Below are 11057 nucleotides of genomic sequence, written 5' to 3'. Positions count from 1 at the left end.
TGAAAGCGGCGTTTATTCATCAGATCAAGAGCGGGCTCGAATGGCTGTCATTCAGTTGACCTGCACAGCAAGGTAGAGTGAGATGATCAGTATTGATCTGGACGTACAGGTCGCAAGGGAAGATGTCCGAGGCAGGCTCACTTGACCATCGCGCGCAGGCTGGACCGCGCGCCCGCCAAACCGGCGACCTCGACCTTCATGCGCAGGACGGCGCCGGCTTTCCGGACGTCTTCGTTGCCGCCGGTGGCAATGTAGAGGCTCGTCGGATCACTGGCACCGAATGCGATGCTCACGATGTGCGGATAGGGAAATGACAGCGCCTGCAAGGCGGCGCCTTCCGGCGAATAGTGCATCAGCCTGCCGGTGCTCCAGCAGGCCAACCAGAGATTGCCTTCGCGATCGACAGCGAGGCCGTCCCCGTCTTCCTCGCTCACCAACAGGTCGCCCGCGCCCGGAAGGCCGTTGTCTGCCAGCGGATAGCGCCAGATTCCGCGCGACGTTTCCGAATGGTAGAGCCACTTGCCGCACGGGCTAAAAGCGATACCGTTGGACGCGAAGACGTCGCGTCTCAGAACGGTGACGTCACCTTCGGCAGACATGTGAAAGAACGCACCGGGTGCAGGAGGCTCGCCCTTTTCCATGATCGAGACGAAGTCGATAGTGCCTGCGAAGAACCCGCCGCGACCATCGGCTTCCATGTCGTTGACGGCAATGACCGGCTTGCCATCGACTTCGGTGAGAATGCTTCGGGTTTCTCCTGTGTGCGGATCCAGGGCGACGATGCCGTCACGTCCGCCACAGATCACATCGCCGGACTCGTCGAACACCATGCCACCGACCCATTGCCTGTCCGGCAGCATGGTCTCGACATCGCGTCTGGCGCGCTTGCGGTAGACGCCCTTGCCGGTCAGATCCGAGAACCAGACATCGCCTTCCGGCGAAATGCGCGGTGCTTCGATAAAGTCATAACCTTGCGCGATGATCTCGAAATTGGTTGCCGGTACTGTTTGCATATGTGCTCTCCCTGAATCCCTTATCTCGAACGCGTCGGGTCCTTGCACATCGTCAATGTGTCAGGTGCGGCGGGGAGGTAGTGGTCATCTCGGTATCAGGCGGCTAGGGGCGTTGTGTGAAACTGCACCAGGTCCCCCATGCGCCTCTCGGCTCGATTTCTTTCGAGCAGGACCCGGTGCGCTGGATGGAAGGCAGCGAGACCTTTACCCGGCCGCAGCAGCAGCGCAGCCGGGATTCGCTGAAGCGTATCGTTACCAGCGCGGTTGCTTTGTTTTCCCGCGACGGCTTCGATGCCACGCGCGTATCCGATATCGCAAAGGATGCCTGCGTTCCTGTCGGTACCGTTTACCAGCACTTCGCCGACAAGGAGGCGCTGCTGGCTGCAATCGTGGCGGGGTACCGTGCTTGTCGGATGCTCGAGATCGAAAAGCTTTGCACCTCTTCCGAGGCGATGGCAGCCAGTCCCAGGCAACTCGTCGAACTTCACCTCGACATTGTATTCAGCGCATTCAGCGGCGATGCCGGCCTGCTGCGCCTGATCGAGCGCAAGCGGCTGGAAGACGTGCACGTGCACCGCGACCAGAGCATGGCCAACGACATCGTAGCGGGCCTGATCGCGGACCGTCTCGTCGAGAAGCTGCCGGACCGCGATCCCGATGAATTGCGCCGTCAGGTGCACTATGCCCATTCCATCATCCGCGGCGCCGTGGTTTGGTCCGTGCTGCCGAGGGGCGGAGAACTCGGTCACGGCCTGAAGGTCACGGATACCGCCTTTGCGTCGGAGGCACTGAAAATGGCCCTGCGCTATCTCGGGATCGACGATTAGCGCCACGGGCAGCGCGTCAGGCGTGCCTATCCTTTTGTCGTGTTGACCCTGTCCGCCGAGGCGAGCAGGCTCCCCAAAACAGAATATGAATTCATATTCATTTCATCAGTGGGAGAGGACACGTCCGATGAATGAAATCCAGCAGATCATGCGGGATCGCTATCCCGGAAATACCTGGGCCGACGTCGCGCGGCGCGACGGGCCGCTGCCCGACGTGCTGGCCCGTCAGGCAAATCCCGAGCAGGACCTGCGTGACATCTCCTTCGCGCGCTACACCGATCAGGACTTCTTCGACCGCGAGATGGACCGCATGTGGAAGCGCGTGTGGCAGTTCGCCTGCCGCGAGGAGTATCTTGCGGAGGTCGGCGATTTCTTCGTTTACGATATCGGGCGTCTTTCCGTGCTCATCGTGCGCAGCGAGAGCGGTCTGAAGGCCTATTACAATTCGTGCCTCCATCGCGGCACCAAGCTCAAGGCATCAGGGTCCTGCGGGTGGTCGGCCGGGATAACCTGCCCGTTCCACAACTGGCAGTGGAACCTCGACGGGTCGCTGAAGGCGATTCCCTGCGACTTCGAATTTCCGCAGCTCGATCGCGCCAGGGCTGGGCTGGCAGAAGTACAGGTCGCCAGCTGGAACGGCATGGTCTTCGTGAACTTCGACCCTGAAGCGCGACCACTGCTGGAATATCTCGAAGTCCTGCCCGAGCACTTCACGAACTGGGACCTGACCGGCTGGTACGTCGCCACACATGTCCGCAAGCACCTGCCGGGCAACTGGAAGCTGTCGATGGAAGCCTTCATGGAGGCCTACCACACGCCCTACGTCCATCCCGAAATGACCAATGTGGTCGGCGATCACAACATGCAGCACGATATCTTCTCGGACCACATAAGCCGGGACCTGTGCGCGATGGCTTCCCCGAGCCCGACGTCCGAGCGGAAGATGACCGAACAGGAACTACTCGACAGCATGTTGGTGGGCGACGGCGCCATGGTCGGTGAGCGCACCAAAGTACCTGACGGCAAGACCGCGCGCTGGGTGATGGCCGAACAGCTGCGGGCGCAAATGCGCGACAAGCATGGGCTCGACTACGCGGACCATTCCGTGCCCGAGATGATCGACTCCTTGAAGTATCACGTCTTTCCGAACCTGCTTGTCTACCCGGCGCCGGGCCTCTGCCTGGTGCAGCAATTCCGACCGGACGGGCACGACCGGGACCGCTCGACGTTCGACCAGTACGTGCTTCATCCGAAGCCGCGTGACGGCAACTACGAAGTCGCCGAGGTGGAGGTCATCGGCGAGGACGATACCTTCGCCAGCGTTGAAAGCATGGACCCGTTCCTTGCCAGCGTGCTCGATCAGGATACCGATATAATGCGTTGGCAGCGCGAGGGCATGTACACCAGCGGTAAGGGTACGGAGACGCTCTCGATCTATCAGGAAGCCCGCATTCGGCATCTGCACGATACGCTCGACAAGTATCTGGAGGTATCGAAATGAGGCAGCACCTCGAAGGCGTTCATCACGTTTCCGTTTCGGTCCCCGATATCGCGGTCGCACGGCGTTTCTACATCGATCTGCTCGGCGCCGAGGAAGTCTTCACAGGCCAGTGGGAACCCGGCAATGCCTGGATCGATGCGATCGTCGGGCTGGAGGGATCGGCGGCCAAATCCTTCATGGCGCGGCTCAAGAACATCCATATCGAGGTTTTCGAATATACCTCGCCGAAATCGCCGCCACAGGACCCGACGCGGCCAGTGAACCTCAATGGCTACACGCACATCGGCTTTCAGGTCGACGATATCCAGGCGGTCTACGAGAGGATGGTCGAGGCCGGGCTCACCTTCAATACGCCGCCCGATCTGACAGTGATCAGCACAGATGAAAATGGCGGCAAGCGCGGCCATGCCGCGACCTACGGCCGGGATTTCTTCGGCAATCTCTTCGAGATCATGGAGATACATCCGAACGACAGCATTCCGCCGCTCTGACAGCCGCCGAAACCAGAAAAAGAGGGAGAGCACAGTGGATCTTGAACTCAGAGGCAAGAAGGTGATCGTCAGCGCGGCGACGCGCGGAATCGGGCGTAAGATCGTGGAGGGGTTCCTCGACGAAGGCGCGATCGTTTCATTATGCGGACGGCGCGCCCGTGCCGAAGAGCCCAATCCCAGCGACGACAGCGTCTATTCCAACCAGCTTCATGGTGACGGGGTCGACGATGCTGTGGAGGCCCTGTCTGCGCGAGGCCAGGTTTACGGTAGCGTGGTCGATTGCGGATATTTCGATCAGGTGACCGCCTGGGTGGAAAAGGCAGCGTCCGACATGGGCGGTATCGACATCGTCGTGTCGAACGCCAGCGCATTGGGCGGTACGCCGCGCAGTCGCAAGGGCTGGGACATCAACTACAATGTCGATGTCATGTCCGCGGTCGCGATGTTCGATACCGCGCTGCCCCATCTGAAGGCGGCAGGTGGCGGTGCTTTCGTGCAGATGTCCACGATCACCGCCATCGAAAATCATGCGTTCGGCGAATCCGGGCTGAGCTATGGTGCCCTCAAGGCCGCGCTGATCAACTATACGCACCAGCTTTCGGTCGACTACATGAAGGACGGAATCCGCTGTAATTGCGTATGTCCCGGACCGGTTCTGATCGACGACGGCAGCTGGGGGTTCCTGGAGAAAGAGCTGCCCGAATATTACGAAGCCAACCGCACCAGGCACCCTGCAGGGCGCTTCGGCCGTCCCGAAGAGATCGCCGATGCCGTGCTCTTCCTTGCCTCCGCCCGGGCCTCATGGATCACGGGCGTGAACTTGACTGTGGACGGGGGCTTTACCCGCAACGTCAAATACTGAAGCGACTAATGATGGGTGCTGGGCCATTTGCAAAAGATAACTCAAGCCTCCCATGACTGTCGCTGATAGCCCGCCGATTAGCGACCTTGTACGAACGCCCACATTGGTCGATCGACCCAAACGGAACCGTTCCGTTTCGTCCGAGATCAAGGCCATTCAGAGCCACACGGACTGACGTCGGCTATTGGCGAGCCCTGCCGTTTGACGGGTGATGTGGGAACGGCAGCAATGTCAAACACTCTGCCGTTCCGCAGGCCTTGTCTCAACCAATGGCCGCCGCAGCGGAAAGAAGTCCGACCGGTGGGTTATGAAGAGGGAAGAAGAGCCCGCAGCTCATGGCAGAGATCGACAGGTCACCTACTTTCGCAAAGAGATTCCTGCGCATCTCCCCAGGGGCCATGCCGAACCACTTGCGGAAGGAACGGCCAAAGCTCGACCTGTCGCTAAACCCCAATTGCGCCGCGACGCTATCCAGGCCAAGCGCCGGATTGTTGATCAATTCGACTGCGCGCTTGCGCCGTTCCTGCTCGACGAGTTCGAAGAACGTCGTACCTTCTGCCGCGAGCATACGGATAACCGTTCGCGTCGACAGGCCTTCTTCCGCGGCGATCTGCTTGAGGCGCGGGGATTGGCCTTCCTCGGTCAAAAGCTGCACGATACGTTCGCGGATACGAATACTGCTTGGCGTGGACTGGCGGATCTGTGCCTGGTGACGGAAGTTTTCCTGGGCGAGCAGCCATACTGTCGGATCGGATTCGGGATTAGGCAGGCTGGCCAGGGCAACGGGAACTTTTAGTCCATTTACCGCGGATGCCGTCGCTATAATGCAGCCCATGTCCGACAGGGTATTCGCCGGGACCTGGCTTTCGCAAAGTGTCGTTCGAAAAGTCACCGACGCGCGTTTTTCGGCAGCGATCGCCTGCACAACCTTGTAAAGCGTAAGGGCGGCGAGCGGCATCAGAAATTCCGAGAGACGGCCCAGGTTTATCTTTGGCAGGGCCACAAGCTCCAGGAAGTCGTTATCCCGTTCGACTGCCAGTTCCATGTAGGGGTGGTTCAGGTTACTGGCCAGGCACAGTCCTGTGAGCGCTTCGCCCAGATTGGGTGCGCTCACATAGAGCAGTGCGGCCCGCGGGCCGAGCGCGGGCCGGGGGTGTTCGATCACGCGACGAAGCGCCTCTTCTGCACCGAGCCCGGCGAGAACATTTGCAGTTATGAGCAGGTCGTCGGCAACGGATATGGAGGGCGGCAGTTGCGGGCCCGCCTCCTGCGAGGTGCCTTCGCTCAACCATGCCGGCCAGTCGAGCCATTGGCCAAGGTGAAGCCAGACCCCGGTAGCAACAAGGACGCTCGCAGCAGTACCCAGGTGTTCGATCGCCCGGCTGGCGTCTTGGTGAAATGGCGAATGCCGGCCTTCGGCCCGACTGGCGCGGTCGAAGATCGATACAACCCTTGGGGACCGCGCTTGAACATTCATCGCGAACACCTGGCAAATATTGTCATGCAGGTGTCGATGCACCCGTGACAGGTCAATCCAAAGTACGCAGAGAAAAAATTGGGTATTCAATACCCTGCAAGTTCTCCGCATGAATTTTGTATCCTGCATCAAGCTGGAGGCCGGCGATGGCAGGAGTTTTACTGTCACCATTTGCACAGGACGAGTCAAGATTTGGCGATAGATGCCCCGATAAACCTTCTGCATTCTGCAAACCGGATGTGGTGAGGATCGTGTTGCAAGGAGTTGTGTCCGGAATAGCTTTCGGGGGGCATTTGCGATCGCCATCTGATCGTCGCCAGGCGCCAAGCCGAATTCCCTAAAGATGACCCGACATTCCGCGATTGGCCCGTGGCTGGTCGCAGACGGCTGCCTTCAACCGACTAGGGGAATGGAGGAGGCACTGAAATGAAGAAGTTGCTATCGTACACCGTCGCTTCGGCCTTGATTTCATCGTCATTGATGGGGGCCAGCCCCGCCCTTGCGGAGAAAGCCAGCCATCTGTCTTCGATCAACGGCAAGGATGCCTGGGGTGCCGAGCAGGCGCTGAAGGAGAGGGGCTTCAAGCATGTCAGCAGCCACAAGAATACCCGCGGCTACGTCAATAGTTACTGGTGGGACAAGGACGACGACAACTGCATCCGCGTCGAAGTCTACAATGACACGGTCGAGTCCATCATCGACGCGAAAGACAGCGATTGCGGCAAGTCGGGTGGCAACACTGCTGCAGCGGTCGGTGCCGTAGCGGGCCTGGCCCTGCTTGGCGCTGTCCTGGCCAGCAAGTCACACCACAAGGGTGACAAAAACTACAACCAGCAGGAAGAGGCCGAGTTCGATCGGGGCTACAAGGACGGCCTCTACAACGCGAGTTACCACAACTACGGCCGTTCCGACGCCTATTCGCACGGGTACGAGGTCGGCGTGGACGAACGCAATGCAAACCTGAGCCATCACCACAACCGCGGCGGCTACGCCGAGGTCGCCCAGTACAAGGACCTTCAGGGCGCGCGCGCTGCCGGCGCCATGGACGAGCTGAATCGTCGCGGTTTCACCCAGGTCGACAACTTCACATCGGGTAATGCGCGATACAGCATTCAGTGGCGGCGGCAGTCGCACCAGTGCCTGCAGGCGATCGTCGCCAACGGGCGCATTGACGACATTCGCGACATCCATACGCATCCCCGGTGCCGCTGAGGGCAGTAACCGGGGCCCATGCCCTGCATCGTATGCCCACCGAGCGCTGCCGGGCATGGGCGATCTTCCAACTTTCCAGCCATTTGCGGAAAATCCCATGAGCATCATGAAACAGCCTGTCCTTCGAGCTTCGCTCGCGAGCATGTCGCTGTCCCTGACGGCCTGCGGGTCAGCTGAAGACGCGCAGATAAACGCGGCGGAAACCGCTGCGCCGACGACTGACTCGGTTGCCGAAGCCGCAGTCGTCTTCCCCGACAGTCTGATCGTGATCGGCGACGGATACCCCGATAGCGGCGATCCTTGCCGGCAGCTTGGGGAGAGCCCTGCCACGTCCAACTGGCTGGACGACAGCGCGATCCTTGTCGGTTGCCCCGGCAAGGCTGACGCGGATGCGCTAGAGGGAAGGATTGCGGGATCGATCGGGCCAGTAACGATCGTTTCGGTGCCCTTGGGCGATGCCAACCAGGGGATGGGCGAGAACGCAGCAATGCAGACGCCGGTGCCGAAGGCGGCGGCCAAGACCCTCAAGGACCCGATCCGCTCGCCGGGAGGTATGGAAACCAAATGCCTGGCCCGCGTGAACGAGTTGACGGGCGGCAAGGTCATCGGCTCGCGCCGCATCGACGAGGCCGAATCGGGCGTCATGATCTACGTCAACGTCGAGGGGGCACAGGCCCCATGGCAGTGCTTCGGTAGCAGGGACGGCGAGATCGGTGAGGTTTTCTACGGAGGCGACGAAGGCGCCCTGTGAAGGACGGCCTGGACCAGGGGCAGGGCGCGAGTTCGCATCGGCTCCCTCGCGGCGGGGTTGCTGGCCGACACCGTGGCAGGCGTTGCGCCCGGCCGAGGCGTTTTGGCCGGAAACGGGGAGGCATGCGCGAGGTCCATGGAACGTTACGCGATGTAAGGTGATGCGCAGAAACGCGTTCCTGCAAAAGGAGATTTCGCGATGAAGCGGTATGCTGAAAACATGCTGGCGGCTTTGGGCAGTGTCCTCGTGGTAGGATGCACGACGGCGCCCAGCCTGCAACGGCCACGTGAACAGGCGCTCGCCGAAACCCACTGGCAGCTCGTTTCTGTCGATTACGGCAACGGGCAGCGAAAGGCACTTACGCCGCAGCAGCGGACGCGGCACGTGATGACATTTAACGATGATGGCAAGATGAGCCTCACGCTCGACTGCAACAGGGGGTTCGCCGACTGGTCGGCAGGACCGATAGAGGCTGGAAATGGCGCGCTTTCAATCGGCCCAGTAGCATCGACGAGAGCTCTGTGCCCGGCGCCTAGCTTCGGTGAGGAATTGGCCGCAGACCTGCCATCGGCCAGGGGGTATACTTTGCTGCCCGGCGGTAAGGGGTTGACGATTGTGACCGACCGCGCCGCCTTCGTGTTCGTTTCCACTGACTTCGCGGCGACCGGCGAAGACGCGCTGGTGCCGGGCACGGACTACCACGCTACGGCCCAAGTGCCTTGCGGGATGCACGGAGCCGAACCGGACAGCCGTTGCTTTGCCGGCGTAAAGCGCAACTGGGGCGAAGACGGCACCATTCTGGTCGAAGTCACCAAGCCCGATGGCTCCCGCCGCGCGCTCTTCTTTAATGGTACGACGCCCTATGGCGCTGACAGTGCTCAGGCCGACGGATCCGCTGGCTGGAATTTTTCCGTCGCGCGGCGCGGTGACGAGAGCGTGATCCGGTTCGGCCCGGAAAGCTACGTCATCGTCGATGCGTTCGTTACCGGGGGATGAGGATTGCCGAACCGCAGCCGGAAAGCGGGAGGGGCCGCGAAGATGAAGTGGGCGTTCTGGACATTCATGGCGCTTTATGCCGGGGCACTGTTTCTTTTCCTTGTCGGCACCTTTGGATGGTTCGGAGAGGACCGGGACCCACTCTCCGGCGTCTTCCTCATGCCGCTGGGACTGCCGTGGAACCTGCTGGCGGACCGGTTGGGTATGCCGGGCCTGGCGGCCGGTCTGCTGGCGCCGATGATAAATGCCGTCATCTTCTTCTGGCTATGGAAGCGATGAGACAGGCAATGCCGCCGCGGCCAATGCATCCATCCGCATCGACGTAACGAGCGGAGATCTGATATGGGGTGTCTGATCGCTGTGATCGTCGGCGGCGTTGCTGGCAATGTCGAGCAGTTCTCGATCGTCGGCCTGTTGATCGCCTTCCCCGGACCATTGCCGATGAAAGGTGAAAAAGGACTTTCCGCCTGCGGATTTGTCTAGTGAAGCGCAGATTAGCCCCGGAGGCGAACTGGGCGCTTCAAATCATGGTTGGGTCTTGGTGAAGGCCGCCGATGTGCACCATTGTTCACCGCTGCTTTTCATGTTTTTTTCATGGAAAGCAGCACCATCTTTTCTAGCTCATTGAAAAGATGGTGGGCGCGACAGGGATTGAACCTGTGACCCCACCCGTGTGAAGGGTGTGCTCTACCGCTGAGCTACGCGCCCGCTACCACTTGCGGAAGCGCGCCCCTAGACAACTCGGGGCGCGTTGACAAGCGCTGAATTGACAAGCCCCGATTGGACACTAGAGCGCGCAGACATGACCGAAGAGACCAGCACGCCCGAGCAGACCCCGCAACAATCTGGCGCCGACGTGCCGCCCGATCACCTTGCCATCAATCCGCGCAGCCCGTTCTTCGATGCCGAGAAGCTGCAGCGCGGCATCGGCATCCGGTTCAAGGGCACGGTGCGCAACAACATCGAGGAATATTGCATTTCCGAGGGATGGGTGCGCGTTCAGGCCGGCAAGACGCTGGATCGCAAGGGCAATCCGCTGACGATCAAGCTGACCGGCCCGGTCGAGGCCTGGTACGAGGACCTCGGCGAAGACCCGCCGGTGGCAAGGAAGGACTAGGAACGCCGTCTTTTTGCACCGCGGGCCTTAAGATCCGCGGGCGGTGGCCGTCTTTCAGTATGTGCCGGCGATGATGTCGCCGATCGGATCGCTGTGCCGGCGCTTGTCCTTGCTGTTCGTCCGGGGGGCAGTGGCGACCTGGGCTAGACGCTCGCTGCCGAGATCGGGGATGCTGCCGGGTTCGGCGTTGTAGATAAAGCCCGCGACCGGCCAGTGGGCGGCTCCCAGGTTGTGACTGGGCCCGTACCAGATACGCACCTGGCTCCAGTCGTTGTCGGGGGATACGTCGAGGGCAGTGACGTTCTTCTCGATCTTGCCGGGATAGGACCAGTTGGCGTGGCTCAGCAGGATGGTTCGCGAATCGACGACCCGGCTGACCATCGCGACATGGCCGAGATGCGAGTTACGGAAAGGGCGAACCGCCATCACCGCGCCGACCCTGGGGGTGTGACCACGGGCATATCGGCCCTTCGCCTGCTTCCACCAGGTATGCGCGTCGCCGTAGATCTCGATACCCGAGAGCTGGCGTGCGTAGGGCACGCACTGGAGAATGCCGGAGGACGAATTGCTCGCGGTAACGGAACTGCCGCCGGTGTCCTCGTCGCTCGAGACGATGGTGTCGATCGGCGAACTGGCCGCTGCCGGTGAAATGGCTACCGCGCAAACTGCGAGAAAGATTGTCTTTTTGAATCCCGTCATGCCACCGTTTCTATGGCGGTAAGGTTAGGGGCCTCCTGCAAAGATAGGTTAACGGAGCGGCAAGGATCTTCCGCCTGAGTGCCGGACGCTTGCCAAACGCCTGCAAAATCC

13 protein-coding genes and 1 tRNA gene are annotated in these 11057 nt (G+C 60.8%); 10 read left to right on the top strand and 4 right to left on the bottom strand.

What is annotated here, in order from left to right; translation table 11 throughout:
- Positions 1-137: 137 nt before the first annotated feature.
- Entirely contained in the window at positions 138-1013 is an 876-nt protein-coding gene (locus LK12_RS01355) for an SMP-30/gluconolactonase/LRE family protein (RefSeq protein ID WP_082010287.1), read from the bottom strand.
- 116 nt (positions 1014-1129) lie between these two features.
- Between LK12_RS01355 and LK12_RS23645 the strand changes: the two genes are divergently transcribed.
- The 4 genes from LK12_RS23645 to LK12_RS01335 all read left to right on the top strand — a co-directional run bounded on the left by LK12_RS23645 (position 1130) and on the right by LK12_RS01335 (position 4694).
- Positions 1130-1840, top strand: coding sequence for a TetR/AcrR family transcriptional regulator (locus tag LK12_RS23645; RefSeq protein WP_052223071.1), 711 nt, complete (start codon positions 1130-1132; stop codon positions 1838-1840).
- Positions 1841-1967: 127 nt separating this feature from the next.
- Complete coding sequence (locus LK12_RS01345; protein WP_039278401.1) at positions 1968-3341, top strand: aromatic ring-hydroxylating oxygenase subunit alpha; 1374 nt, start codon at positions 1968-1970, stop codon at positions 3339-3341.
- Entirely contained in the window at positions 3338-3832 is a 495-nt protein-coding gene (locus LK12_RS01340; RefSeq protein WP_039278399.1) for a VOC family protein, read from the top strand. The genes LK12_RS01345 and LK12_RS01340 overlap by 4 nt, the downstream gene beginning before the upstream one ends.
- A 34-nt stretch (positions 3833-3866) precedes the next feature.
- On the top strand, positions 3867-4694 hold the full coding sequence (locus tag LK12_RS01335) for an SDR family NAD(P)-dependent oxidoreductase (protein ID WP_039278396.1): 828 nt from the start codon (positions 3867-3869) through the stop codon (positions 4692-4694).
- A gap of 262 nt (positions 4695-4956) precedes the next feature.
- On the opposite strand, the gene LK12_RS01330 is transcribed toward LK12_RS01335, so the two are convergent.
- On the bottom strand, positions 4957-6396 hold the full coding sequence (locus LK12_RS01330) for a helix-turn-helix transcriptional regulator (protein WP_197063429.1): 1440 nt from the start codon (positions 6394-6396) through the stop codon (positions 4957-4959).
- 201 nt (positions 6397-6597) lie between these two features.
- Between LK12_RS01330 and LK12_RS01325 the strand changes: the two genes are divergently transcribed.
- The 5 genes from LK12_RS01325 (at position 6598) to LK12_RS24835 (ending at position 9613) form a co-directional block, all read left to right on the top strand.
- Positions 6598-7383: a hypothetical protein gene (locus LK12_RS01325; RefSeq protein ID WP_039278391.1), complete on the top strand. Its 786-nt coding sequence runs from the start codon at positions 6598-6600 to the stop codon at positions 7381-7383.
- Positions 7384-7480: 97 nt separating this feature from the next.
- A complete protein-coding gene (locus LK12_RS23640; protein ID WP_052223070.1) occupies positions 7481-8134 on the top strand; it encodes a hypothetical protein in 654 nt (217 codons plus the stop codon).
- A 198-nt stretch (positions 8135-8332) separates the two neighbouring features.
- Entirely contained in the window at positions 8333-9130 is a 798-nt protein-coding gene (locus LK12_RS23635) for an META domain-containing protein (protein ID WP_052223069.1), read from the top strand.
- Between the two features lie 42 nt (positions 9131-9172).
- Positions 9173-9409, top strand: coding sequence for a hypothetical protein (locus LK12_RS01305; protein WP_039278388.1), 237 nt, complete (start codon positions 9173-9175; stop codon positions 9407-9409).
- Between the two features lie 63 nt (positions 9410-9472).
- Positions 9473-9613: a hypothetical protein gene (locus LK12_RS24835; protein ID WP_197063428.1), complete on the top strand. Its 141-nt coding sequence runs from the start codon at positions 9473-9475 to the stop codon at positions 9611-9613.
- A 150-nt stretch (positions 9614-9763) separates the two neighbouring features.
- Here LK12_RS24835 and LK12_RS01300 read toward each other — a convergent pair.
- Positions 9764-9838 (bottom strand) — tRNA-Val (locus tag LK12_RS01300).
- A gap of 94 nt (positions 9839-9932) precedes the next feature.
- Here LK12_RS01300 and LK12_RS01295 point away from each other — a divergent pair.
- Positions 9933-10247, top strand: coding sequence for a DUF3297 family protein (locus LK12_RS01295; RefSeq protein ID WP_039278386.1), 315 nt, complete (start codon positions 9933-9935; stop codon positions 10245-10247).
- A 54-nt stretch (positions 10248-10301) separates the two neighbouring features.
- On the opposite strand, the gene LK12_RS01290 is transcribed toward LK12_RS01295, so the two are convergent.
- Positions 10302-10946, bottom strand: a complete 645-nt coding sequence (locus tag LK12_RS01290) for a CHAP domain-containing protein (RefSeq protein WP_039278383.1) — start codon at positions 10944-10946, stop codon at positions 10302-10304.
- Positions 10947-11057 lie beyond the last annotated feature (111 nt).

Source organism: Novosphingobium malaysiense (genome assembly GCF_000802225.1).
Classification (GTDB): Bacteria; Pseudomonadota; Alphaproteobacteria; order Sphingomonadales; family Sphingomonadaceae; genus Novosphingobium; species Novosphingobium malaysiense.
The sequence above is the reverse complement of the archived record's forward strand: the minus strand, read 5'-3'. Positions and strand labels throughout refer to the sequence as shown.

Excerpts from the sequence above, each read along its gene's own strand:
- LK12_RS01295 (WP_039278386.1), top strand. The coding sequence starts at position 9,933 with ATGACCGAAGAGACCAGCACGCCCGAGCAGACCCCGCAACAATCTGGC.
- LK12_RS24835 (WP_197063428.1), top strand. The coding sequence starts at position 9,473 with ATGGGGTGTCTGATCGCTGTGATCGTCGGCGGCGTTGCTGGCAATGTC.
- LK12_RS01305 (WP_039278388.1), top strand. The coding sequence starts at position 9,173 with ATGAAGTGGGCGTTCTGGACATTCATGGCGCTTTATGCCGGGGCACTG.
- LK12_RS01355 (WP_082010287.1), bottom strand. The coding sequence starts at position 1,013 with ATGCAAACAGTACCGGCAACCAATTTCGAGATCATCGCGCAAGGTTAT.
- LK12_RS01325 (WP_039278391.1), top strand. The coding sequence starts at position 6,598 with ATGAAGAAGTTGCTATCGTACACCGTCGCTTCGGCCTTGATTTCATCG.
- LK12_RS01345 (WP_039278401.1), top strand. The coding sequence starts at position 1,968 with ATGAATGAAATCCAGCAGATCATGCGGGATCGCTATCCCGGAAATACC.
- LK12_RS01290 (WP_039278383.1), bottom strand. The coding sequence starts at position 10,946 with ATGACGGGATTCAAAAAGACAATCTTTCTCGCAGTTTGCGCGGTAGCC.
- LK12_RS23640 (WP_052223070.1), top strand. The coding sequence starts at position 7,481 with ATGAGCATCATGAAACAGCCTGTCCTTCGAGCTTCGCTCGCGAGCATG.
- LK12_RS01330 (WP_197063429.1), bottom strand. The coding sequence starts at position 6,396 with ATGCAGAAGGTTTATCGGGGCATCTATCGCCAAATCTTGACTCGTCCT.
- LK12_RS23635 (WP_052223069.1), top strand. The coding sequence starts at position 8,333 with ATGAAGCGGTATGCTGAAAACATGCTGGCGGCTTTGGGCAGTGTCCTC.
- LK12_RS01340 (WP_039278399.1), top strand. The coding sequence starts at position 3,338 with ATGAGGCAGCACCTCGAAGGCGTTCATCACGTTTCCGTTTCGGTCCCC.